22 protein-coding genes are annotated in these 23,874 nt (G+C 43.8%); 9 read left to right on the top strand and 13 right to left on the bottom strand.

From position 1 onward, the window contains the following. Positions 1-308: 308 nt before the first annotated feature. Complete coding sequence (gene gap / locus G3R49_RS13050) at positions 309-1,319, bottom strand: type I glyceraldehyde-3-phosphate dehydrogenase (protein ID WP_167869967.1); 1,011 nt, start codon at positions 1,317-1,319, stop codon at positions 309-311. Positions 1,320-1,510: 191 nt separating this feature from the next. Then, complete coding sequence (locus tag G3R49_RS13045; protein ID WP_245335370.1) at positions 1,511-2,314, bottom strand: DUF2989 domain-containing protein; 804 nt, start codon at positions 2,312-2,314, stop codon at positions 1,511-1,513. Positions 2,315-2,552: 238 nt separating this feature from the next. Between G3R49_RS13045 and G3R49_RS13040 the strand changes: the two genes are divergently transcribed. The 4 genes from G3R49_RS13040 to G3R49_RS13025 all read left to right on the top strand — a co-directional run bounded on the left by G3R49_RS13040 (position 2,553) and on the right by G3R49_RS13025 (position 7,180). Continuing rightward, complete coding sequence (locus tag G3R49_RS13040) at positions 2,553-3,992, top strand: glyceraldehyde-3-phosphate dehydrogenase (protein WP_167869965.1); 1,440 nt, start codon at positions 2,553-2,555, stop codon at positions 3,990-3,992. Positions 3,993-4,334: 342 nt separating this feature from the next. Beyond that, positions 4,335-5,528: an amino acid aminotransferase gene (locus G3R49_RS13035; protein ID WP_167869964.1), complete on the top strand. Its 1,194-nt coding sequence runs from the start codon at positions 4,335-4,337 to the stop codon at positions 5,526-5,528. Positions 5,529-5,700: 172 nt separating this feature from the next. Continuing rightward, the gene (locus G3R49_RS13030) at positions 5,701-6,525 is read left to right on the top strand and encodes a glucosaminidase domain-containing protein (RefSeq protein ID WP_167869963.1); all 825 of its coding nucleotides are present in this window, start codon (positions 5,701-5,703) and stop codon (positions 6,523-6,525) included. Beyond that, on the top strand, positions 6,518-7,180 hold the full coding sequence (locus tag G3R49_RS13025) for a DUF2987 domain-containing protein (protein ID WP_167869962.1): 663 nt from the start codon (positions 6,518-6,520) through the stop codon (positions 7,178-7,180). The genes G3R49_RS13030 and G3R49_RS13025 overlap by 8 nt, the downstream gene beginning before the upstream one ends. A gap of 104 nt (positions 7,181-7,284) precedes the next feature. Here G3R49_RS13025 and ttcA read toward each other — a convergent pair whose 3' ends face one another. Continuing rightward, a complete protein-coding gene (gene ttcA, locus G3R49_RS13020) occupies positions 7,285-8,241 on the bottom strand; it encodes a tRNA 2-thiocytidine(32) synthetase TtcA (protein ID WP_167869961.1) in 957 nt (318 codons plus the stop codon). Between the two features lie 313 nt (positions 8,242-8,554). Between ttcA and G3R49_RS13015 the strand changes: the two genes are divergently transcribed. From G3R49_RS13015 to G3R49_RS13000, 4 genes are all read left to right on the top strand, one after another. Then, positions 8,555-10,180, top strand: a complete 1,626-nt coding sequence (locus G3R49_RS13015) for an ABC transporter substrate-binding protein (protein ID WP_167869960.1) — start codon at positions 8,555-8,557, stop codon at positions 10,178-10,180. A 94-nt stretch (positions 10,181-10,274) separates the two neighbouring features. Then, entirely contained in the window at positions 10,275-11,207 is a 933-nt protein-coding gene (locus tag G3R49_RS13010; protein WP_210147220.1) for an ABC transporter permease, read from the top strand. Continuing rightward, positions 11,208-12,170, top strand: a complete 963-nt coding sequence (locus G3R49_RS13005; protein ID WP_210147219.1) for an ABC transporter permease — start codon at positions 11,208-11,210, stop codon at positions 12,168-12,170. A 170-nt stretch (positions 12,171-12,340) separates the two neighbouring features. Further along, positions 12,341-13,792 (top strand): ATP-binding cassette domain-containing protein, encoded by a 1,452-nt coding sequence (locus tag G3R49_RS13000; protein WP_167869959.1) that lies wholly within the window; start codon positions 12,341-12,343, stop codon positions 13,790-13,792. A 209-nt stretch (positions 13,793-14,001) separates the two neighbouring features. On the opposite strand, the gene uspE is transcribed toward G3R49_RS13000, so the two are convergent. From uspE to ccoN, 10 genes are all read right to left on the bottom strand, one after another. Beyond that, entirely contained in the window at positions 14,002-14,934 is a 933-nt protein-coding gene (gene uspE, locus G3R49_RS12995; protein WP_167869958.1) for a universal stress protein UspE, read from the bottom strand. Positions 14,935-15,032: 98 nt separating this feature from the next. Continuing rightward, positions 15,033-15,785, bottom strand: coding sequence for an electron transport transcriptional regulator EtrA (gene etrA / locus G3R49_RS12990; protein ID WP_130602879.1), 753 nt, complete (start codon positions 15,783-15,785; stop codon positions 15,033-15,035). A 55-nt stretch (positions 15,786-15,840) separates the two neighbouring features. Next, the gene (locus G3R49_RS12985) at positions 15,841-16,530 is read right to left on the bottom strand and encodes a sulfite exporter TauE/SafE family protein (protein ID WP_167869957.1); all 690 of its coding nucleotides are present in this window, start codon (positions 16,528-16,530) and stop codon (positions 15,841-15,843) included. Beyond that, complete coding sequence (gene ccoS, locus G3R49_RS20120; RefSeq protein ID WP_242620272.1) at positions 16,530-16,781, bottom strand: cbb3-type cytochrome oxidase assembly protein CcoS; 252 nt, start codon at positions 16,779-16,781, stop codon at positions 16,530-16,532. Before ccoS ends, G3R49_RS12985 begins: the two co-directional genes overlap by 1 nt. Beyond that, positions 16,778-19,252, bottom strand: coding sequence for a heavy metal translocating P-type ATPase (locus G3R49_RS12975; protein ID WP_280954608.1), 2,475 nt, complete (start codon positions 19,250-19,252; stop codon positions 16,778-16,780). Before G3R49_RS12975 ends, ccoS begins: the two co-directional genes overlap by 4 nt. Next, entirely contained in the window at positions 19,249-19,728 is a 480-nt protein-coding gene (locus tag G3R49_RS12970) for a FixH family protein (RefSeq protein ID WP_167869956.1), read from the bottom strand. The genes G3R49_RS12975 and G3R49_RS12970 overlap by 4 nt, the downstream gene beginning before the upstream one ends. 121 nt (positions 19,729-19,849) lie before the next feature. Beyond that, on the bottom strand, positions 19,850-20,806 hold the full coding sequence (gene ccoP, locus G3R49_RS12965; protein WP_130602885.1) for a cytochrome-c oxidase, cbb3-type subunit III: 957 nt from the start codon (positions 20,804-20,806) through the stop codon (positions 19,850-19,852). After that, positions 20,806-20,982 carry a cbb3-type cytochrome c oxidase subunit 3 gene (locus G3R49_RS12960; RefSeq protein ID WP_130602887.1) on the bottom strand — a complete coding sequence of 59 codons (177 nt, stop codon included), beginning with the start codon at positions 20,980-20,982 and terminating at the stop codon, positions 20,806-20,808. Before G3R49_RS12960 ends, ccoP begins: the two co-directional genes overlap by 1 nt. Positions 20,983-20,991: 9 nt before the next feature. Next, entirely contained in the window at positions 20,992-21,606 is a 615-nt protein-coding gene (gene ccoO / locus G3R49_RS12955; RefSeq protein WP_130602889.1) for a cytochrome-c oxidase, cbb3-type subunit II, read from the bottom strand. Between the two features lie 12 nt (positions 21,607-21,618). Next, on the bottom strand, positions 21,619-23,046 hold the full coding sequence (gene ccoN, locus G3R49_RS12950; protein WP_130602891.1) for a cytochrome-c oxidase, cbb3-type subunit I: 1,428 nt from the start codon (positions 23,044-23,046) through the stop codon (positions 21,619-21,621). 268 nt (positions 23,047-23,314) lie between these two features. Between ccoN and G3R49_RS12945 the strand changes: the two genes are divergently transcribed. After that, entirely contained in the window at positions 23,315-23,779 is a 465-nt protein-coding gene (locus tag G3R49_RS12945) for a hypothetical protein (RefSeq protein WP_167869955.1), read from the top strand. Positions 23,780-23,874 lie beyond the last annotated feature (95 nt).

Here is a 23,874-nt window from a genome sequence, read left to right as displayed (position 1 = left end):
ACAACAAAGAGTAAAGTGCTTTTAAACGAACCTTTCAGGCAGCACTTGTTGTCATTTCTACTGCGTTAACGACTTATCATGTGGAACAACCACACATCAAAGTCGCTGCCTTGTATAAATTTCCAACAAGTAGCTGCAAAAATAATCTTGAAAGATCAACAGGCCCTACTCTTTAGTTCGTTATATGAAAGCCGCTTTTTGAAGCGGTTTTTTATGGGTAAGGTCAAGAGAACATAGTAAACATCCAAAACAAAAAAGCCTCGCATGAGCGAGGCTTTTGATGATTCGAATTGGCTAATTGAGCGAAATTACTTGGCGTTCATTAGTGCAACTGTGTTGTCTAACATACGGTTGCTGAAGCCCCATTCGTTGTCGTACCAAGCCATTACTTTAACTAGGCGACCGTTAACCTTAGTTTGTGTCGCGTCAAAGTTTGAAGAATAAGGGTTGTGGTTAAAGTCGATAGACACCAATGGCTGCTCGTTTACTGCAAGTACTTCACCTAGTGGCATTTGCTTAGCAGCATCAGTCACGATTTGGTTAATTTCTTCAACGCTAGTGTCGCGACCAGCAACAAAGGTTAAATCAACTAATGACACGTTTACCGTTGGTACACGTACAGCCATACCGTCAAACTTACCTTGAAGCTCTGGTACGACTAGACCCACAGCTGCAGCAGCACCTGTTTTAGTTGGGATCATCGACATAGCAGCAGCACGAGCGCGGCGTAGATCAGTGTGGTAAACGTCAGAAAGACGTTGGTCGTTGGTGTACGCGTGAATAGTGGTCATTAAACCAGACTCGATACCAACAGCGTCATTTAACGGCTTAGCAAATGGCGCTAAACAGTTAGTGGTACAAGAAGCGTTAGAGATAACTGTCATGTCTGCAGTTAGTACTTCTTGGTTTACACCGTATACTACTGTCGCATCGACGTTTTTACCTGGTGCAGAAATAATGACTTTTTTAGCACCTGCATCTAGGTGAGGTTGAACTGATTCTTTCGAAGTGAAGATACCAGTACATTCGTAAACTACGTCAACCTTTAGATCAGCCCAAGGAAGCTTAGAAGGGTCACGCTCTTGGAAAGTTAAGATCTTGTCACCATTGACATAAATCGCTTCTTCATCATGCTCAACGCTTGCATTGAAACGACCGTGTACAGAGTCGTATTTAGTTAGGTGTGCGTTGATTGAAGCATCGCCTAGGTCATTGAGTGCGACGATTTCGATTGGGTAATCCTTTTCGCTTTCGTAAAGTGCACGTAAAACATTTCTACCGATACGGCCATAGCCGTTAATTGCAACACGGATAGTCATCTCATATCCCTCTAGTGAAAATAATCTGGTGGCTCGTCTAACGCCTGGTAGTAAAATTACCAAATTGTACGACTTGGTCAAGCTAAAATGCGCTTTTTATCGTCATATCGACTAACAATTTCGTATTTTTTTTACAAAAACACGTGTCACGTCAAGTTAACACCTATGATAGACGTTTTTTACGAATTGGTTTATTGCAGGTTAATTAATTTTTGACCAATTTCTGAAGTGGCAAAATTTCCACTTTCGATGGAATCAACTAACGCTTGTGCTTGGGTGTCTAGTTGGTTTGCCAATTGTTTATTGCCATTAATGAAGCCGAGTAGCTGTCTTTCATCGGCTTTATTGTCTGTCATGAGAATATTAGCCTTGGTGAACAAGTAGGCATTTTCAAAATCTTGCAACCTTTGATAAACCGAAGCTAAACCCAATAACCAGTCAGTATTAAAGCCATCTGGGTCGTCGACGGACAGTAGTTCTAAATAAAGTGCTTTTGATTTTGCTTGGTCAATGCGCACAAAGTGACTTGCTAATGATGCCTTTATTTGGTTGTCGTTAACTAATCCTTGTTCAAACTGGTCCAATACGATTTGCAAAGAGGGGAAGTCATTAAATCTGAGCCAGCGATAGTAGGCCAAATGTAAATCGGGGTTGTCTTTAGTGTATTCGCGCAGCTCAGCTAGCGTTTGCGTGCTCACTGCAAACGCACGTTTTCTGTCTTGAGTTCTCTCAGGGTGCAAGATGTGCTCAACGCCTGCAGCAAGTTCAATACAGTTACTGTAATCTTCAAGGTGAATGAGAAGGTCGAATAATTGTTTACCACTCGGTGTTGGGCTGTTCATTAATTGGTAACGATGGCGGATCAGGTCGCCTTTTTCGTATCGACACCAACTATCTCGATGAAGATCGGCACAAAGTTGAGGATTATTTTTACAAATCTGGTCGCTATTTCGGTCATTTTCGCAGCCAAAAAGCCCGAAAAATAACCCCGACAAACCAATTGATGTAATTATTACAAAATTCCGTCTCAAATTGACTCCAAATCTTAAATTTGTCTAATAAAATTACATGTTTACAGGAAATTTGTTACTGGCGAAATAGATTAGATTTCATTACAATGTCGCCGACCTAGCGGGGCTGAGCCCCTATTATAAAATCATTATTGGTCTTTTCTTTTTGTTACTCAAACCTTTCTTCAAATAAATGACGAAAAGTGAGATAAAGGATCCCTTCATGAGCGCAGATAAACATTTACGTAGCTGGCAAGAACGATTTGAAATGGCAGAAGCAATGCAACCATTGCTCGGTAAGCTATACCGTAACCAAGGTGTTGAGGTTATGTTGTATGGTAAGCCGTTATTAAGTGCTTCAACCATTGAGGTTATCAAAGCTCATCGATTAGTACGTCGTCACGTTGGTGAAAAGCTACGTTTACGTGAAAGCTTCCCATTCGTAGAAGCATTAAGCAAACTTGCTGTTAAACACTGTAAAGTTGATATCGGTAAGCTAGCGGTTAACTACTGGAAAAACCATTCAGATGCATCTGAAATCCAAGCTTACATGACTCGTGAGCTAGAAGGTGCAATGAACTATGGTGACGACACACCAGCACGTGATGTTGTGTTATACGGTTTCGGTCGTATCGGTCGTTTATTAGCGCGTCTTATGATTGAGCGTACAGGTCAAAGCAACAAGCTTTGTTTACGTGCAATTGTACTGCGTGGTGGTAAGAAGGGTGACCTTGAAAAGCGTGCAAGCTTGCTACGTCGCGACTCAGTTCATGGTGCATTTAACGGCTCGGTTGAAGTCGATGAAGAAAACAATGCAATTATTGCTAACGGTACTTACATTCAAGTTATCTACGCAAACTCGCCAGATGAAGTTGACTACACAAAATATGGCATCAATGATGCGCTAGTAGTTGATAACACGGGTATCTGGAAAGACGAAAATGGCCTAGGTCTGCACCTTAAGAGTAAAGGTTCGAGCAAGGTACTATTGACTGCTCCTGCTAAAGGCGCAATCAAAAACGTCGTTTACGGTGTGAACGACAGTGACATTCTAGATACTGACACTATCGTATCTGCGGCAAGTTGTACTACTAATGCCATTACCCCAATTCTTAAAGCGGTTAACGATAAGTATGGTATTGAGAATGGTCACGTTGAGACGATTCACTCGTACACTAACGACCAAAACCTTATCGACAACTACCACAAAGCTGACCGCCGCGGTCGCAGTGCACCATTAAACATGGTTATCACTGAAACAGGTGCTGCGAAAGCGGTATCTAAAGCGCTACCGGCTCTTGAAGGTAAGCTAACAGGTAATGCTATCCGCGTTCCTACGCCAAATGTATCGATGGCGATTATCAGCTTGAACCTAAACGGTGAAACTGATCGTGACGAAATGAACGATTACTTGAAGCACATGGCATTGCAATCTGATCTGCAATATCAAATCGACTTCACTGAGTCGACTGAAATTGTGTCAAATGACTTAGTTGGTTCTCGTTATGCTGGTGTTGTTGATTCACAAGCTACGATTGCTGATGGTAAGCGCGCTATTCTTTATGTTTGGTACGACAACGAGTTTGGCTATAGCTGCCAGGTAGTTGGTGTTATGCAGAAGATGCTAGGTTTAACAACGCTATCTTTGCCAAGCCAAAAATAGGCTCAAAACCTTAAACTGAGTCTAATTAGACGTTTAAAAGCACCTTTTAAAGGTGCTTTTTTGTTTTCAGTCCTGAGCGAACTATTCCCTAGTTCAACTCTACCATCCATCTGTTTTGCGAAACTGGCGTTTGAGTCGACATTTTTGTCTATTAGGTTAAAACTATTGTTGATTTAATAATTTTGTAGGACGAAAACTGAGTATTGTTCATAAATTATGAGTTTCTTAACAACATGATGAGTTCTCGCTACTCACCACGGCAATACAATGGTATAAGTTACGCTGGTTGAAACATCAATTACCCTCAATTGTTACCCTTAAAAGAAATTTAGGACACCTAGTATGATTTTCTCTAATGTCACTCAAGCTCCAGCGGATCCGATTTTAGGCTTAACCGATGCATTTAAAGCCGATACACGCCCAAATAAAGTTAATCTAGGCGTAGGTATTTATAAGGATGAAGCAGGGCAGACGCCGGTACTTTCTTCAGTGAAGAAAGCTGAAGCTAAGTTGATTGAGATTGAGAAATCTAAAAGCTATTTAGGCATTGACGGTGTACAAGCCTATAACCAAGCAGTACAAGCTTTGCTTTTTGGTGATGCTAGCCCAATTATTGCAGATAAGCGCGCGCGTACAGCGCAGGCTCCAGGTGGTACCGGCTCACTGCGTATGGCGGCAGAGTTCTTAGTTAATAACACTAGTGCGGACACGATTTGGGTAAGTAACCCAACCTGGGCTAACCATCAGAGTATTTTCAGTGCCGCTGGCCTAAATATCGAAACTTACGATTACTATGTTGCTGAACAACACGACATTGACTTTGATGCAATGTTAGCCAGTCTTGCTAACGCAAAAGCTGGCGATATCGTGTTATTGCACGGTTGCTGCCATAATCCAACCGGTATTGACCTCACGATCGACCAATGGCGTCAAATTGGCGAGTTATGTGTTAAGCAGCAGCTAGTGCCTTTATTTGATTTTGCTTATCAGGGTTTCGGCGCGGGTATTGAAGAAGATGCGCAAGGTCTACGCACCGTTGCTGCGCAAGTGTCTGAGCTTATCGTTGCTAACTCATTCTCTAAAAACTTTGGTTTATACAATGAGCGCATTGGCGCAGTTACCTTAGTAGCAGTTAATAGCGAAGAAGCTGAGCGCGCATTTAGCCAGGTTAAGAAAACCATTCGCTCTAGCTACTCAAACCCGCCTGCACATGGCGGCTTAATTGTGTCGACAATTTTAGCCGACGCTGAGCTTCGCGCTGAGTGGGAGCAAGAGCTTGCACAAATGCGTAGCCGTATTGCCCAGATGCGCGAGCTGTTTGTTGCCACATTGGCAGCAGAAGGTGTGACCCAAGACTTCAGCTTTATTGCCAAGCAAAATGGTATGTTTAGTTTCTCTGGCCTAAGCAAAGAGCAAGTGGCGCGACTAAAAGACGAGTTTGGCGTGTATATTGTAGGCTCTGGCCGCATCAGTGTCGCAGGCTTAACAAAGGCAAACTTACCAGTTGTGTGTAAAGCGATTGCACAAGTGCTTTAGCTATTAGTTACTAGATACCAAATACTAAACACATAGCAAAAACGAGCACTTAGGTGCTCGTTTTTTGTTTTTACTTATGCAAATAGTTACCAAACCCCGACAAGAATAGATTTCTGTTTTATGATGAGTTCGGTTTATAATCCATGCAAATTATTGCGATAAGGATGACAGCTTGAAAACAGGTCGCGTTGGAAAATTTACCCTAGCTTTGGCAACCATAGTAGTACTGATTATTGTGTTTAGAGCAGGAGTGATCCCATTTATTGATAAACAGTTACCTAGTATTTCAAGAGTCATTAAATCTGAAGTTGAAAAAGACGAGACACCACTGCCAGACTTTAAAGCGGTGGACGATGTCACTCAGAAAAAATTGACCTTTTTTAACTACTTTCGCCCATTAGTGATTGAAGAAAACACCATGATCATTAATGAGCGCAAACAAATCCAATCTATTCTTGCCCACCTGCAAGAAGGCGAGCCGCTCACTGCAGCAGAAAAGCTTCAACTTGATAGAATCGCTAAACGCTACCGACTGGCGGGTAAAGACATTGGCATTAAACAGCTCAAGCAGTTGTTGCTTAAAGTCGACACTATCCCTGTTGAACTTGTGCTGGTACAAGCCGCCAATGAAAGCGGTTGGGGTAGCTCGCGCTTTTCACAAAAAGGTAATAACTATTTTGGTCAGTGGTGCTTCTCAAAAGGTTGCGGTCTCGTGCCATTGTCGCGTACACCAGGGTTGAACCATGAGGTAGCGGTGTTTGACTCACCGAAAGACTCCGTAATCGCCTATATGAATAACCTAAACAACAATCAGGCATACAAGATGTTTCGCTCAATTCGAGCTGATCTTCGTGCCCAGCACATAGAGCCTACTGCCGAAGAGTTAGTTTATGGCCTTATGCATTATTCTGAGCGTAAACAAGCTTATATCGACGAGCTACTCGATATGCTGCGTCACAATAAAAAACTATTACAAGGAACCGCCGTCAATGCGTAAAGCAGTTATTGTCGCATTATCTGTTACTGGTCTTTTCACAACTAGCCTGTTTTCCTGTGTTGCTTACAGTGAAACTATCTCACTGGAATACAACGGCTTTTATGACAAGCTTAAGCGTGCTCATAAGAGCAATCACCCATTAGTTGATTTAGTCTTTTCTGTGCCTGAAAAACCGGGCTGCAAGATAGTGAGTGGCGATATACGTACAGAGAAGCAACAGTTCCCACTGACTTATAATGCTGAGCAGCGATTATTTATCCCTTACGACCCACAGCTTAAATCTGACCGCGCCTTGATTAACCTGACCGTTGATGGCGATGGTAAACAGTGTGGCTTAGCGGTGCAGGTGCGCGCGAAATCAGTTAAGCAGAGTTACTCAGCAAGCGAACTTACAGACTTGATGGCAGATATGGATAAACTGCTTGATAGCTTACTGGGTTTTCCGATGAAGTATTTTTCTGATCCTGTTGCGGGTATTAAGCTGCAATTTGAGTCAGAGCTTAACCGCGTGTTGATCGATGGCAAGCCTGTGGAATTAGAGCAAACCAAGCAAGGTGATCACTTTAGCGCCACCTTAACTCGTGAGTTAATAGAAAATGCGAAGCACATAGAGTTTAGTCAAATGCCAACAGTGATCAGCCCGCATTTGAATTAGAGTTAGCTTAGGTTTAGTAATATTAATCAAGCAAAAAAAACAGCCTCATTTGAGGCTGTTTTTGTTTCAGAATCGATATTTATTTCGCTATGTTTAGACCAAGCTTATGGCTGGAAGGTTTCCACCACATCGATGCGCTGGCCTCTATCTGGCGCAGCTTCATCTAGATTAATATGGCCGCTGTTACTGATATCTAAGAAATCAAATGCTGGCAAGTCAGCTTCAGCCACGTCGCCCTTCATTGGTGCATTTGGATCGCGCTTAAGGCTTACAAAGTCAAACTGCTCACGGTCAACACCCTGAGATGGCGCAGTGTTTTGCATCGCAGTAAAGATGGTTTCAATGCGACCTGGATGCTGCTTGTCCCATTGCTTCATCATATCTTTAATTGCTTGACGCTTAAGGTTTTCCTGTGAACCGCATAAATTACACGGAATGATCGGGAATTCCTTAAGTTTTGCGTACTCGGCAATGTCTTTTTCGCGGCAGTAGGCAAGCGGGCGGATCACCATGTTAGCGCCATCGTCAGACAGTAACTTAGGCGGCATGGCTTTCATTTTACCGCCATAGAACATGTTTAAGAACATGGTTTCGATGATGTCATCTCTGTGGTGCCCTAGGGCAATTTTTGTTGCGCCAATACGTTGGGCAAAGCCATATAGCGTGCCGCGGCGTAAGCGCGAGCATAAAGAGCAGGTAGTTTTACCTTCAGGGATTTTCTCTTTAACGATCGAGTAGGTGTCTTTTTCAAGAATATGATAAGCAACGCCTACTTGGTCTAGGTATTTTGGTAATACATCTTCTGGAAACCCTGGCTGTTTTTGATCAAGGTTTACCGCCACAATTTCAAATTTGATTGGCGCACGCTGCTGCAAATTAAGCAAGATGTCTAGCATGGCATAGCTGTCTTTACCGCCAGATAAACAGCACATTACTCTGTCGCCATCTTCAATCATGTTGTAGTCAGCAATGGCACTGCCAACTTCACGACGCAGACGCTTTTGTAACTTGTTCATACGAGTAATATTTTTCTTGATGGTTTCTTGTGCCAGTTCAGACATACCTTTGACCGCTTGCTTACTTGAGTTTCAGGGCGCGTATTATTCCAGTATTAGCAAGAATGGTAAAGCTTTGCGCGGCATTACTTGACCTAAACTAACGAGTTGTTAACAAGCATTTGCTGGACTACTAGCAAGTGCTAGTTACTCAAAATGCAGCTGAGATCTGTTTTTGAAAAGCTTAGCTCAATCAGCTTAAAGATATGTGATCTGTTCCCTTGAGAACCTTGGCTGTAATTGCGTATAACAGTCTGTATCTTCTAAAATTTTTATGTCATCTGAGCTACCAAGCTAAAGACTGTATTATCGAGCTTATATGTCCCACCCATTAACCGCGCAGCTTGAACGACGAGTGTTAGTTGCTCGGGTCAAACTGGCGATTGTTGCAAGTATTGCATTCATACTCGTTGCAATGCTGTTTAACCACATTCTCGCCGATAAATTTTATCAGGTGCAGCGGCATAACACTGTATCCATTAGTGGCCCATGGGAGTTCACCTCATTCGAGCCAGCCAAGCACGGCTATATTTATACCCGCATGCAGGTGATTGAAACTCTGCTGGATGTAGACAAGAAAGGCCAGCTAATACCCGCATTAGCAACGGATTATTGGCAAACTCATGACGGACTGAGCTGGCATTTTAATTTGCGTGAGGGCGTGACATTCCATGATGGCAGTGGGTTAAATGCCAAAGCTGTGGAGCAAAGTCTGCAAGCCGCATTAGCGACTCATGGCAGTTTGCGAATGTCACCGATAGCATCAATTGAGGCTATCGATGAGCGAGAGGTAGTTATTGCCTTAAACAAGCCTTATCCCATGCTGGGTTTACTGCTCACCCATTATGCTAATGCGATAATCGCCCCAGCAAGCTTTACAGATGGCGAGGTCACCGAGCTTATTGGCACCGGGCCTTATTCAGTTATGCATTTCTCGCCACCACATAAACTCATTGTTAAGGCAAATGATAGTTATTGGGGGCAAAAACCGTCAATTACCTATGCCAGCTACTTAACTGGTCATAGAGCGGAAAGTCGAGTGCTGCAAGCGAAATCACAAGAAGCAGATATTGTATTTACGCTGGCATCATCGTCATTCCCACAATTAGCAGATGCGCCGGTTGAGATTATCTCTGCGCCGATCCCAAGAACGCTACTCCTGAAATTAAACAGCGGTGATAGCCAGCTTCACGATGTGCGTGTACGACAAGCACTGAGTCTTGCTCTTGATAGGCAAGGCATAGCGGAAACCATCATCGGAGATAAAGCAGCGGCAAGTACAAGCTTATTACCACTAAGTTTTACAGAGTGGCATAAACCAATAAATTCAGAGCATCAAAAACAGATGCAATCAAGCTCTGAGCGTTTAACGCTTGCTAAGCAGTTACTCAAGCAAGCTGGTTGGAAACAAATCGATGGAATACTGCTCGATGCTCACAAGCAGCATTTTAAACTAACGCTAGTGACCTATGCCGATAGACCTGAGTTAACTAAAGTGGCGACAGCCGTGCAGGCGCAGTGGGCAAAGCTTGGTATCAAGCTTGATATCAATGTAACTAACTCAAGCATGATCCCCGCAGGTCACCATGATGGCAGCTTACAAGTTGGATTGATGGCGCGAAATTTTGGTTTTCTAGCCGACCCGTTGATGACAATCTTGCAGGATTACGCCAATGGCGGGGGGGATTGGGGGGCGATGAACTGGCGAGACGATGCTGTCGACGCTCTGTTTAAACAAGCTCAGATATCTAATGTTTCAAGTGAATTAAAACAAGATGCGCTAAACGCCATTGAACAACAATTCCCTGTGCTTGCCATTGCCCATTATCGGCAAAACATCAGCGTAAATAAACGTATCAGAAATTTCTCTTTCGACCCGTTTGAGCGCAGCTATTTCATCAATCAGCTGAGTTTTAAGGAACCTTCCGAGGGTGAGCCGCGCTAATGACAAGTTTCAGAGCAAGTAGTAAATCGAAAGTGAGCGAATCGACAATGAGGTTCACGACGTATAGGCGCGAAAATAAACGGGTGTGTGAACTATGGTGATAGATATTTTATATCGGCGCATATTACAACTGTTTTCGGTAATGCTGGTTGTGGGCGTGTTGTCGTTTTTGATCATGCACTCTCTGCCCGGTGACATGGCCTACCGCATTGCCGCAGGGCGCTATGGGCAAGACAATGTGTCGATGTTGGCTGCGCAGCAAGTTGCGATTGAATTGAATCTAGATGCAGGGCTTGTTGAGAGCTTGATGTATTGGTTTAACGATCTCATTCGTTTTAATTTTGGCACCTCGCTAGTTAGCGGCCAGAACGTATCTGACATGCTATACCACCAAGTTGGCCATTCACTGGTGCTGGCAATATCTGCGGTGCTTATCGCGTTACTCATATCAATCCCCTTTGGACTGTTAAGCGTGAAGTATCCGCGCATCCTAAACCCGTTCATTAGTTTGATATCTGTATTGACTAAGTCAATGCCAGTATTTGTGATTGGCATTGTTTTGATTGCGATATTTGCCATTGAGCTTAACTTAGCGCCTGTTGCGGGCTACGGCTCCTGGCAGTATTTATTGCTCCCTGCATTTACCTTAGGCATAAGCTTGGCTGCGGTGACTAATCGGGTTATATACGTCAACGCACTTGATGTGAGCCAATCTGCCTTTTATCAGTTCTCTCGTTTTAAAGGGTTATCGGTTAAGCAAACATTGCTGCGTCACGGTGTAAAGAATATATCCGCGCCTGTGGTGACTTATCTTGGCATTCAACTGGTAATTGTGATTGAAGGCATAGTGATGATTGAGTCGCTGTTTAGCTGGCCGGGAATTGGCCACGGGCTTGCGCACGCGATATTTGCCAGAGACGTACCTGTTATCCAAGGCTGCGCCTTGATGATGGGCTTTTTGTTTGTCGCGGTAAACACTATAACCGATTTGATTTGCTACAAGCTTGACCCAAGAGGGCTTGAATAAATGCCAACAAATTATCCTACAAGTCTGTCGCAATTGACTGTATCTGCTTTTAATCGCATGTCAGTAAAGCAATTTGTTGGCCTAGTTTTACTAATTGCCATGCTTGGGCTCAGTCTGTTGGTGCTTTGTTTTAGCGGTTTTTCGATAGATGGGCAGAACCTGCAGCATACGTTGACCATACCGAGTTTAGAGCATTGGTTAGGTACGGATCAGTATGGTCGTAGCATGTTAATGCGCCTTGCCAGTGCCATTGTATTGTCATTAATGCTTGGGGTTATTTGCGTACTAACGGCGAGCATAGCTGGGGTAGGCTTAGGTTTAGTCTCTGTATTTAGCCCGGCTAGGCTGGCGGGCTTTATCGATGGGGTGAGTAATATCGTTTTGGCTTTACCAGCATTAGTGATTGTGCTGTTGTTATCTGCAATGGTGCCCGGGTCATTATTGTTGATTTATATCGCCATTGCGTTGGTACAATGGGTTGAGTATTACCGGGTAACGCGTCAACGTGCTATAGCCATTCTCGCTAGCCCTAGAGCTGAAAATTCACGCTTGTTGGGTTTTGACAACCGCTACCTGATAAAGCGTCATATCATCCCAGATCTTGCGCCGACACTGTCTACCATGATGGCATTTGGTGCGGCTAACGCGATATTGATGATGGCAGGGCTTGGGTTTGTGTATGTTGGCATTCAGCCTCCAACCGCGGAGCTTGGATTAATGAGTGTTGAGCTATTTCCATACTATCAACAAGCACCTTGGTTAGTCGCGCAGCCATTAGTGGCTATTTCACTGCTGGTGCTAAGTTTTCACTTGATGGCTGACAGTGATAGAACGTCTAGCAAAGTTTCGCCTGAGTGCCACCTGACGAGTGATAACTCTGCAAACGGCAACTTTGCAAACGACAGCTCAGCAAAGGAAAGTACGGCAGAAAACCAATCGCCGGCCGAGGTGAGCAAATTATGATGGCCTCTCAATCCAAATCTATTTCTAAACCCAAACCTATTTATAAACCCAAAACTATCTCTAAACCCAAACCTGCGCCTAAACTCAAGTCAAAACCTTCGCTACTTAAGGTTGAAAACCTCAGCATTGAGTTGGCTTCACACTCAGCTTGCTTTAAGCAGTTGTTAACCATGTTCAAATTAAATCAGTCATCAATTGCTAGTACTAACAAACAACTGCTTGTCGCGCCAATCAGCTTTGAGGTTAATATCAATAACCCTGTTTGTATTATTGGAGAAACAGGCGCGGGCAAGAGCTTAATTTTGCAAGCCATTATGGGCTGCCTTCCCACAGGGTTAATTAGGCGAGGCACAATTGCATTTGATGGCGTGGCTTTGTCAGATAAACAGCTGGCGGCGCTGTGGGGCCCAAGCATATCTTTGCTTCCTCAAGAGCCTGTGACATTACTTGACCCGTTAATGGTTAACTATCAACAACTCAGCGAAATCCACTCCTGCTTAAATGGCATTGGTAGGCGAGCAGCCGTGAGTCTGAGTCTTGAGCAGATGCAAGATGCGGGCTTGATAAGTGCCTATGACAAGTATCCAAGACATCTTTCGGGCGGAATGGCGCAGCGTCTTGCCTACTTATGTGCTACCACCAACAACTCGCGACTATTGCTGCTAGATGAGCCTACTAAAGGGCTAGATGATGGCTGCTGTAAGCGGCTTTACGCTAACCTCAATGCTTATGGCGCTCAAGCTGGACTCATTTGCGTGACCCATGATTTGAACTTGGTAAAAGCCATTGGTGGCAAGGTCTTAGTTATCAAGCAGGGCCTGTTAATTGAATCAATTAATGCCGCGACAATTGAGCTTGATGCCAGTCATGAATTCACAAAAAGCCTAATTCAAGCCAACCCTAAGCATTGGCGCGCTGATGTTAATCATCGAGCCAAACCGCTACAAGTGTTTCCTAGTGCAAAAGGTAATGATGTAAGTCGACAAGATGATGAGCGAATTACAGTTATTCAAGCAAAAAAGCTGCAAGTGGGAAGGGCGCAGCGAGCCATTATCAAGCCAATAGACTTCACTATATATAAGAGACAAATCATTGGCTTAGCAGGCGACAGCGGCGTAGGTAAAACCACCTTAGGTGATACCTTGCTTGGTTTAATTGTACCAATTGCTGGTGAGCTGCAAGTCGCGCATAAAGATAAAGCTCGTTGGTTAAAGCTGTATCAAGACCCAATTAGTAGCTTTGAGCCAAGTTACAGCATTAGAGTGCAATTGCAAGATTTGACGTCTTTAGCGCATGTAAAATCCTATGAGGTACAGACGCTGCTACCAAAATTAAATTTGAGCGCTAGTTTATTAGATAAGCTTCCTAGCCAATTATCTGGTGGTGAGTTACAAAGACTTGCTTTACTAAGGCTTATGCTACTGAAACCTGAGTTTATTTTCGCTGACGAAGCCGTATCGCGGCTTGACCCTATCACTGCCAAACAAGTGATGCAGCTTTTAGTCTCGTTTGTGCGCGAAAGTGACATTACGCTAGTCATTGTCAGTCATGACGGTGAGCTACTTAACGCAGTATGTGATGACACTCTTGAGTTGCAAAAAGTTGAATTACAAAAAGTTTAGCTACAAAAAGTGAATTAAAAAGCGGGGGAGTTGTGAAGCATTGATCAGTATGGAGTCGATGATGAAAAGGTAAATCGTAAGACCAGCTAGTACGAATTTTCCCTGTGGTTAAAATCAAAAGCCCAATGAAAAATCATTGGGCTTTGTCTGCTCGAATGTACCAGCTCAAACTTTGCTTACCGTTAAGCTCTGTGACGCTTATGAAGCGGTTACTCTTCTTCAAGTGGTGATTTAAAACCATCAGGTTTGATTGCCAGTAAATCACAGTTAATGCTGTCAATCACATGCTCAGCGGTGTTACCAATAAGCGCTGCAGAGAAGCCTGTACGACCAACAGTGCCTAAGATAACTAACTCGGCATCAAGCTTTTGCGCCATATCTGGAATGATATCTTCAGGTAAACCTTCTTCAACATGACAGTTCTCAAATGGGATCTCATAGGTTTGCGCTATGTACTGCACTCGCTGCTCATGTTGCATTCTGATGGTGTCGTTATAGCTGTTAGCGTCAAAGTCTGGTAACTCGATAGCCAAGTTAACAGGTGTACCAGGGTAGCCATTAACTAGGTGGACCGAAGCAGAGAACTTATCAGCTAGGTGCTTAGCATATTGGATGACTTTACCATTGAGGTTTTGGTGTTCTTCATCTTCGCAAGCTACGTTAATTGCACAAATAATCTTGCCATTAACTGGCCAGTCATGCTCTTTAACCATTAGCACAGGAATAGGAGCCTTACGCATCAAGTGCCAGTCAGTAGGGGTGAAGATAACCGCTTTGAGTTTGTCATGGTCATGAGTGCCTTTGACGATTAAGTCGACATCATGCTCCATTGCGTAGTTAATAACACTTTCAAATGGACGGTTATGCCAAACTACTTCTGAGTGAATATTCACACCGCGCGGTTGGTATTGCGCGAGAATATCATCGAGCCAGGCTTTACGCTGATCGATAACGCCTTGTCGCATGGCTTCACGCTCTTGATGCGACAAGATAGAGGTCATTTCGTAAGAAAAATCAAAAATAGACAAGAAGGCGATAACTTCAGCTTGGCTTTTGGATGCCAAGTCTACCGCACGGTCTAATGCCGCTTGATGATCTGTAGTCGGGTTGATGACGACGAGTACTTTGTTGTAATCCTTCATGTTCACTCCCAAGCAATTGTATTTTAGCTTTTTCTACTAAATACAGTATCACTACTGTGGGAAAAATAAACATTGAATTAGATCAAAAAAGCTACTTTTTACGTTGCAATTCTGGCACTTCCGGCAAGTACGCTTAGTGCTTGCTGGTCGACAATGACAATGTATTTACCTTTAACTTCGATCATTCCCGCTTTTTGGAAGCGGCCTAATAGACGGCTAATAGTCTCAACGGTTAAGCCAAGATAGTTGCCGATATCACCGCGCGTCATAGTCAGCCTGAATTCATTTGGTGAGAATCCACGGCTACCAAAACGAGTGGCTAGGTTATGGATAAATGCGGCGAGACGTTCTTCAGCATTCTTTTTAGATAGCAGCAAAATCATTTCTTGGTCGCTCATGATCTCATTACTCATTAAGCGCATGATTTGCTGTCTAAGTTTAGGCATGGTGCCTGAAAGGTTATCAAGCGTATCGTAAGGGATCTCGCACACCATTGAGGTTTCTAGCGCTTGCGCAAAACTCTGATGTTCTAAATCATGAATGCCATCGAAACCAATTACATCGCCAGCTAAATGAAAGCCAGTAATTTGCTCATCACCTTGTTCTGTAATGGTGTAACTTTTGATGGTACCTGAGCGAATCGCATAAAGTGCTTTGAGTTGATCACCAGATTTAAAAATCTGATCACCTTTTTGCACTGGCTTTTTGCGCTCGATTATATTGTCGAGACGATCTAATTCAGAGTCGTTAAGGGTAAAGGGAATACACAATGCTCCCATACTGCAATCATGGCAATGAATTGCACAACCACCTGTTGACGCGCGACGAGCTTTATTTAGATCTGTAGGCATACCTTGTCTCAATCAATTTTAACCCGCCTATGTTAAACCAAATCTGAGTTTTCAGCTAGCTTAGCTGGGCAATTGCTATGTAAATCGTCTGCATACCAAAAGCGATAATCAGTAAGCCACTGATAAGGCGTACCGCTTTGTGTTGCACCCATTGTGCAAGCTGCTTTGCTGCCACACCAGCGCTTAGTAGCGCTGGTAAAGTACCCAAACCAAAGGCCAGCATAATAAGGCCGCCTTGGAGCATACTGCCTGATGCGATAGACCAGGTTAGGGTGCTATAAACTAGTCCACATGGCAGCCAGCCCCATATTAATCCCGCTACAAGGGCTTGGCCTTGATGACGTATTGGCAGCAGCTTTTTAGCGATAGGATTAAGAAAACGCCAAATGACTTGGCCCATTTTCTCGATGTGGGTGATACCCATCCATAGCTGACTAATAAAAAGCCCAGTCGCAATCATCATAATGCCGGCAAATAACCGCAAAAAAACCAGATAATTATCAATGGCAAATAGCTGACTTAGGGCAGCTGCGCCGCCACCGACTAACATACCTGCCAGGGTGTAACTGATTATGCGCCCTAGGTTGTAACTAACAAGAAAGCCCAATTGGCGTGCAAGATAATTACCTTGATTGGAGTTAGCAATACTCGTTGAAAACGCGCCAACAAGGCCTCCGCACATACCAAAGCAATGTGCGGCGCCCATTAGTCCAACCATAAATGCGCCCCAAATTGAAAGCTCCATTAGTTAGGCTCTTTTTGGGCTGATGATTGTTGGTTACTTTCTGCGGCTCTATTTTCTGTTTTACTATCACCGTCAGCTTGGTTTGACGAGCCTGAATTGGCAGCAGGCTTAGTGTCATCGTCAAATAAAATTGACACGCTTTGACGCTCTAAATCGTCAAATTGCTCGCTGCGCACAGCCCAAAAAAAGATGCCCACAGCGATAAGCACAAACAACATCGCAATGGGGATCAGTACGTAGATAATACTCATAATTTAGTCCTAAGCAGACGTAGACTGTTACTGACAACAATAATCGAACTTAACGACATGCCAATTGCAGCGATATAAGGCAACACGTGTCCGGTTACCGCTAATGGGATGATCAGCACATTGTATCCCAGCGCCCAAATCAAGTTTTGACGAATAATACGGTGGGTCTTTTTGGCGATATCAATTGCCTGGCTAAATCTAGACAGTTTGTCGCCAAGTAAGATTAAATCAGCGCTATTTTGCGCGAGTGCAGTACCGCTGCCCATCGCTACAGAGAGGTTGGCACCGGCAAGTACTGGCGCATCGTTAATACCGTCGCCAAACATGGCGACCTGTTTATTTACTTGTAGCTGCTGTACATAATCAAGTTTACCTTGAGGTGAAAGTCCTGATTGTACTTCAGCAATGCCAAGGGTGTCGGCTACGTAATTGACATGGCCTGATTGATCGCCGCTGGCAATGCTCGATGCAATATTAAGTTTGTTCAAATCTGCAATGGTGTGCTTGCTATCTTCACGTATTGCATCGCTTAGCGTGAATACGGCGACTAGCTGGTCATTAATCGATAAATAAACTTGTTGTTTCTGGTGAGCTACAGTACTTGAATTGGCGTTGCCCAAAGTGTGCGAATTATTGTTAGCATTAACAAAGCTTGCAGAGCCGAACTTAACCTTATTGGAATTGTTATCTGCGCTGGTCGCTTGGTTATTGAAAGTTGCGCTAATGCCTGCGCCAGTGTGATGCACTATGTCCGTGACATCTTGCATTGCAGGGAAGGGTTTAAAGGCTTGCGCAATCGGGTGATAACTTGATGACTCTAGCGCAGCAATTAACTCACAAACTTGCTGTTTATCAAATTCATCAGTTAGCAGCTCAATGCTATCTATTGTCAATTGGCCTCGGGTTAAGGTACCGGTTTTGTCAAACACAACCTGATCAATTTTGGGGAGTTTTTCAAACACGCCTGATTTACGGGTGATGATCCCAAGTTTGGTAAATAATGTGGTGGCACAGGTTATCGCTGTGGGTGTGGCTAATGCGAGTGCGCAAGGGCAGGTTGCCACTAATACCGACAAAGTGACCCAAAATGCATCTTCAGGAGAGACAAACTGCCAAGCGATATAGGTAATGGCGGCTATGGCGATAATGACCGCGGAGAAGTAACTGGCGGCTTGCTCTGCCAACAGTGCCACTTTGGGTTTAGTGTTACTAGCCACTTCCTGCAAACGAATGATCTCGGCAACTAATTGGTCTTGTCCAATCGCGGTCACTTTTAACTCAATAGGCTGCTCGCTATTGATGGTGCCGGCATAGGCTTTATCACCAATCACTTTGTTAACGGGCAAGTGTTCACCAGTCAACATTGATTCATCAATTGCGCTTAAACCTTTGGTTATTAGGCCATCGGCAGCAATCATTTCTCCAGGTTTAACGCTGATTATATCCCCTAGTTTTAGCTGTTTTGCGGCGATTTGTTTACTGCCTTCATCGGTAACTAAATTTGCTGTAAGTGGCACTAACTTATGTAAGTTACTTGAGCTGACGCTTGCCTTTTGTTTTGCCGCTTGCTCAAAATAGCGCCCAAGCAACAAAAAGAAGGTGAACATGGATACTGACTCAAAATAGACTTCGCCGTCGCCTTGTACCGTCGCGACGATGCTGGCGATATAGGCGCCAGCAATAGCAAGTGATACTGAAAAATCCATATTCAACTTACCGCCAAGTAAGCTTCTTATGGCGCTAAAATAGAATGGCTGAGCTGAATAAAATACCACTGGCGCGGCAAATATCATGCTGACCCAGCGAAAGTAATCGCGATACTCTTGCTCTAAATCGGTGAAATAACCTGAATACAATGCCAGGGCAAACATCATAACTTGCATTGTGGCAAAGCCGGCAAGGCCTAAACGCAATAAGAATTTACGGCTGTTGCTTTTGGCAATTTTTTCTTGCTCATCAACCTGGTAGGGCGCGGCCTGATAGCCAATTTTGCTGACCGCAGTTAGGATTTCACTGAGCGATATTTGCTCATTGTTCCATGACACCATCGCACGCTCGGTGGTTGAATTAACCATGATCGAATGAATGCCATCAATAGACTTTAATTTGTGTTCAATTAACCAGGCACATGCGGCGCAAGTAATGCCTTCAATGGTTAATGATGTAGCGGATCGTTGTTGGTCTTTGTGAACGAAGTCTTGCTGTACTTCTTCAAGATCGTAAGCGTTAAAGTGCTGTAATTGTGAAGGAACTAACTCAGCGCCTTTGGTGCCAGGTTCACTACGGTATTGGTAATAGCTGGTTAGCCCAGAATCTACAATAGTTTGTGAAATAGCCTGACAGCCAAGGCAGCACATCGGCTGCGCTTGACCATTGATATTTGTCGTCAGATGTAAATTGGCTGGAATAGGCTCATGACAGTGATAACACTTGTTTTCATCTGCATGTGATTGTGGTGCGCAATTGCTCAATTTAACCAGTACTCAACGTCATCTTGAATCTCAATGCGCTGTTGAATACGCCACTTACCATCAAAGCTTTCAAGACGCACCTCCCAAGGACCAGAAATTGATTCTTGAAGTGCTATTTTATAATTGCCTTTGGCGTCTGCCGTTGCCAGAACTTCAAAGTCCTTGTCTTCAAGGGTTGGATGAAAGAAGTCTACGTTCAATGCTGCGCCGTATTCTGGGCCGCCTTGTTGAGACAATACCAGCTGGTGGTCATCAACTGTCACTAGGTATTGCATACCTATGGTTTTTGCATGTTTGATCTTCTTAAGATCCATATTGATGCCTTTACCTTGCTTGTAATAGTCCTCTGCAACTAATGAGTCAGAATTATCCATAGCAATTTTAAGGGTAGTAACACTAGCTACAACAGCACACATAGGTAATACGATCAGAAACCAAGGCCAAAATTGTTTGTACCAGGGAAGGGGAGCAGACATACAAATTCCTAATAAAAATACGACATAAATTAGTAGAGATATTTTACCTTGAAATAACTTAATGTTCACTTAAAAAAAAGCCTCGATTTGTATCGAGGCTTTTGATGAAGTTTTATGCTAACTATTTGTTAGATAAGCTATAAACATAGGCAGAGATAACGTGAACTTTCTCTTCACCTAAGATATCTTTCCAAGCTGGCATTACGCCTGCGCGGCCATCTCTGATTGACTCTTCAATAGCGCCACGGCTCGCGCCGTATAACCAAGCGTCATCAGTTAGATTTGGTGCACCCATGAACTTGTTACCTGTACCGTCCATACCGTGACAAGCAAAACAACCTTTCATGAATGAGCCTTGACCTTGTGCTGCAAGTGCTGCGTCATGCTCGCGGCCAGAAAGCTTAACCACATACTCGGTTAAACCTTTTAGCTCGCTATCTTCGATTGGTAAGCCACCTTTTGGCGGCATCATACCTTTACGACCATCCATGATGCTCTTCTTGATATCTGCAAGCTCACCACCGTATAACCAACTACCATCAGCTAGGTTAGGGAAGCCTTTAGAACCACGAGCGTCAGAGCCGTGACATTGTGCACAGTTGTTAATAAACAAACGTTTACCAACATTTAATGCTTGCTCGTCTTTTACTAGCTCTTCTAATGGCGTTGCTAAGTACTTGTCGAAAATAGGGCCATATTTCGCATCAGCTTTGGCGACTTCGGCATCGTACTGTGAAAGGTGGTTATTTGCTTTTGCAGTTTCAACCGCAGCTTTTGACTCTTCCATAGAGCGTACGCTTTGGTTAGCACTGGTCCAGCCAAACAGACCTTGGTAGCTACCAAGACCTGGGTATAGCAGTAGGTAAACTACGCCAAATACGATAGTGACGTAGAACATATAAGACCACCACTTCGGCAGTGGGTTATTTAGTTCTTCGATACCATCAAAACTATGGCCCATTGACTTGCCTTCTTCTACGCCTGTGCTGTTTTTAGTACAAGCGATAAGTAGAACTACACAGCCAAAGATGACCAAAAGTGTTGGAATGATAATCCAAATATTCCAGAAGTTACTCATTACTTTTGTTCTCCTGAGTCCTTCGACATTTCAGCAAGTTCTTTGTCGGTAAAGACTAAGTTTGCTGCTTCGTCAAACTTCTTTTTGCTACGAGAGCTGTACGCCCAGTAGAAAATACCGACAAAGGTGACCATTACGATAATGGTTAATATGCCTTGAAAAGTGCCGTAATCCATCATTGCCTCCTACTTGAGTGCGTGACCCAATGATTGCAAATATGCGATTAGCGCTTCCATTTCAGTCTTACCTTTCACCGCTTCTTCAGCGCCGGCAAGCTCTTCTTCACTGTACATGTTGTGATCAGGATGGAAGTTGCTCAAGATTTCCATTTTCTTACGGGTTAACTTACCGTCTAAGGTGTTATCCATAAGCCATGGGAAACCAGGCATATTTGATTGAGGTACCACAATACGTGGGTCGATTAAGTGAACTTCATGCCACTTGTCGCTGTAACGACCGCCTACACGTGCTAGATCTGGACCAGTACGCTTTGAACCCCATTGGAATGGGTGATCCCAAACACTTTCGCCTGCTACAGAGTAGTGGCCATAGCGCTCGGTTTCGGCACGCAGTGGACGGATCATTTGGCTGTGACAGTTATAACAACCTTCACGGATGTAGATGTCGCGACCTTCAAGTTCAAGCGCAGAATAAGGGCGTAGGCCTTCAACTGGCTCTGTGGTGTCTTTTTGGAACAAAAGCGGTGTAATTTGCACTAGACCACCAAAGCTAATGGCGATAACAGTGAAAATACCCAATAAGCCGATGTTCTTTTCAATTAACTCATGATTAAATTTCATCGAATCGGCTCCTTATGCTTCTGAAAGTGATGGAAGAGAATCTTTCTTCGCTTTAACAGTAAGAATCACGTTGTAAGCCATGATTAACATACCAGCAAGGAAGAATGCGCCACCCACAAAACGAACAAAGTAGAATGGGTAAGAGGCTTCTAAACTCTCAACGAAGCTATAAGTTAACGTACCGTCAGAATTAACCGCGCGCCACATTAGACCCTGCATAACACCAGATATCCACATTGATACGATGTATAACACTGTTCCGATCGTCGCTAACCAGAAGTGAACGTTAACAAGGCTTGTGCTGTACATACGGCCGTGACCAAACAGTACTGGGATCAAGTGGTATAAAGAACCGATTGATACCATTGCAACCCAACCTAACGCGCCAGAGTGCACGTGACCAACAGTCCAGTCAGTGTAGTGAGATAGGGCATTAACAGTTTTGATTGCCATCATTGGGCCTTCGAAGGTAGACATACCGTAAAAAGACAATGAAACAACTAAGAAACGCAGTACTGGGTCAGTACGCAGTTTATGCCAAGCACCAGAAAGCGTCATAATACCGTTAATCATACCACCCCAAGATGGAGCAAATAGGATTAGCGACATCACCATACCGAGAGACTGAGTCCAGTCAGGTAGCGCTGTATAGTGAAGGTGGTGAGGACCAGCCCAAATGTAGAGTGCAATCAATGCCCAGAAGTGAACAATAGATAGACGGTAAGAATAAACAGGGCGACCAGCTTGCTTAGGTACGAAGTAGTACATCATACCAAGGAAACCCGCTGTTAGTAGGAAACCAACCGCGTTGTGACCGTACCACCATTGCACCATAGCATCGACAGCGCCCGAGTACATAGAGTACGACTTAAGCATGCTGACTGGAACAGCCATAGAGTTAACAATATGAAGCACTGCAACCGTGATGATGAATGCACCAAAGAACCAGTTCGCGACGTAAATGTGCGAGGTAGTTCGTTTAATAATGGTGCCAAAGAATACAATGGCGTAACACACCCAAACGACGGTGATGGCGATGTCGATTGGCCATTCTAATTCAGCGTATTCCTTACCTGAGGTAAAACCTAATGGCAGAGTGATTGCTGCTGATAAAATAATGGCTTGCCATCCCCAGAACGTAAATGCCGCTAATTTAGGGGCAAATAGTTTGGTTTGACATGTGCGTTGAACGATATAGTAGGATGTTGCGAATAGGGCTGATGTACCGAACGCGAAAATAACTGCATTGGTGTGCAATGGTCGTAAACGACTATAGGTTAACCAAGGAGTTTCGAAGTTCAGCTGAGGCCAGATTAACTGGGCCGCAATTAACACACCTACTGCCATGCCAACAATACCCCACAACACAGTTGTGAGAGCAAATTGGCGAACAATAGTGTAGTTGTAATCAGCGCCTGTAGACTGGGAATGGTTCATCATAATGCTTCCACGGCTTATTACTTTGACTTTGTAGTTATAGTAAAGGCAAGCTTTACCTGTTTATTTTAACAATGCTCAAAAAACACGCTGTTGACGCGCGTTTAATCTTACGTTTGTCAATGGTTTACAACATGATTTTAACATTCATCATGAAGCGTGTTAATGATACGTGAGCTGATTCAAAAAAGATACTATTGGCCGTAGATGAAATTTGATCTAGATCAAGGTCTACAAGATAATGTTAAAAATTATGTTTATTAGGTTAAAAATGACACAAATGCGTTGCATCACCTTATTTCTATTAGTTTTCTCGGCTTTTCTTACGGCATGCGGTGACTCTTCCCCTAGCGCAGATGAAAATATTGTTCAAGACCCAAGTTTATGCCAGTTTCAGCAAGGGGCTTGTAAGCAGCTTGTGGATGGGGTAGGCGTGTCGTTAACGCTTTATCCAGAGCATGCGCCAAGTGAGGAAAATCTGCAGTTAGCAGTTAATTTTGATCAAACTGTTAACAATGTCAGTTATGTAGTTGAAGGCCGCGATATGTTTATGGGAGTTATCCCTGGCAAGCTCGCTGCTAGCCCTGTCAACAATGCCCAGCAACTCTTTGAAGGCAACCTCATATATGGCTCATGTAGTAGTGACTATATGGTTTGGCGCATGACATTAAACTTCGAAACCGAAAACGGCGTGCAAACTGCAGTGTTTGATTTTAGAGCTGATAACCCAATTTAGGCTCAGTGTAATTTAACCGCTAATGTAAATAGTGCTGTAATAACACCTTGATACGCTTGTTGAACCTCTATTAAATCAGTAATCTAACTTAAACA

It is taken from the genome of Shewanella sp. WXL01 (assembly GCF_012263345.1).
Lineage (GTDB): Bacteria > Pseudomonadota > Gammaproteobacteria > Enterobacterales > Shewanellaceae > Shewanella > Shewanella maritima.
Note: the sequence above shows the minus strand (reverse complement) of the source record. Positions and strands in the feature narration are given on the sequence as shown.

What these genes read in the sequence shown, in the direction of transcription:
- G3R49_RS13000 (WP_167869959.1), top strand. Translation starts at nt 12,341, where the DNA reads ATGTTCAAATTAAATCAGTCATCAATTGCTAGTACTAACAAACAACTG.
- G3R49_RS12985 (WP_167869957.1), bottom strand. Translation starts at nt 16,530, where the DNA reads ATGGAGCTTTCAATTTGGGGCGCATTTATGGTTGGACTAATGGGCGCC.
- G3R49_RS13015 (WP_167869960.1), top strand. Translation starts at nt 8,555, where the DNA reads ATGTCCCACCCATTAACCGCGCAGCTTGAACGACGAGTGTTAGTTGCT.
- gap (WP_167869967.1), bottom strand. Translation starts at nt 1,319, where the DNA reads ATGACTATCCGTGTTGCAATTAACGGCTATGGCCGTATCGGTAGAAAT.
- G3R49_RS12960 (WP_130602887.1), bottom strand. Translation starts at nt 20,982, where the DNA reads ATGGATTACGGCACTTTTCAAGGCATATTAACCATTATCGTAATGGTC.
- G3R49_RS13035 (WP_167869964.1), top strand. Translation starts at nt 4,335, where the DNA reads ATGATTTTCTCTAATGTCACTCAAGCTCCAGCGGATCCGATTTTAGGC.
- ccoS (WP_242620272.1), bottom strand. Translation starts at nt 16,781, where the DNA reads ATGAGTATTATCTACGTACTGATCCCCATTGCGATGTTGTTTGTGCTT.
- ttcA (WP_167869961.1), bottom strand. Translation starts at nt 8,241, where the DNA reads ATGTCTGAACTGGCACAAGAAACCATCAAGAAAAATATTACTCGTATG.
- G3R49_RS13005 (WP_210147219.1), top strand. Translation starts at nt 11,208, where the DNA reads ATGCCAACAAATTATCCTACAAGTCTGTCGCAATTGACTGTATCTGCT.
- ccoP (WP_130602885.1), bottom strand. Translation starts at nt 20,806, where the DNA reads ATGAGTAACTTCTGGAATATTTGGATTATCATTCCAACACTTTTGGTC.
- G3R49_RS13025 (WP_167869962.1), top strand. Translation starts at nt 6,518, where the DNA reads ATGCGTAAAGCAGTTATTGTCGCATTATCTGTTACTGGTCTTTTCACA.
- etrA (WP_130602879.1), bottom strand. Translation starts at nt 15,785, where the DNA reads ATGCCTACAGATCTAAATAAAGCTCGTCGCGCGTCAACAGGTGGTTGT.
- G3R49_RS13010 (WP_210147220.1), top strand. Translation starts at nt 10,275, where the DNA reads ATGGTGATAGATATTTTATATCGGCGCATATTACAACTGTTTTCGGTA.
- uspE (WP_167869958.1), bottom strand. Translation starts at nt 14,934, where the DNA reads ATGAAGGATTACAACAAAGTACTCGTCGTCATCAACCCGACTACAGAT.
- ccoO (WP_130602889.1), bottom strand. Translation starts at nt 21,606, where the DNA reads ATGAAATTTAATCATGAGTTAATTGAAAAGAACATCGGCTTATTGGGT.
- G3R49_RS13040 (WP_167869965.1), top strand. Translation starts at nt 2,553, where the DNA reads ATGAGCGCAGATAAACATTTACGTAGCTGGCAAGAACGATTTGAAATG.
- G3R49_RS12970 (WP_167869956.1), bottom strand. Translation starts at nt 19,728, where the DNA reads ATGTCTGCTCCCCTTCCCTGGTACAAACAATTTTGGCCTTGGTTTCTG.
- G3R49_RS12945 (WP_167869955.1), top strand. Translation starts at nt 23,315, where the DNA reads ATGACACAAATGCGTTGCATCACCTTATTTCTATTAGTTTTCTCGGCT.
- ccoN (WP_130602891.1), bottom strand. Translation starts at nt 23,046, where the DNA reads ATGATGAACCATTCCCAGTCTACAGGCGCTGATTACAACTACACTATT.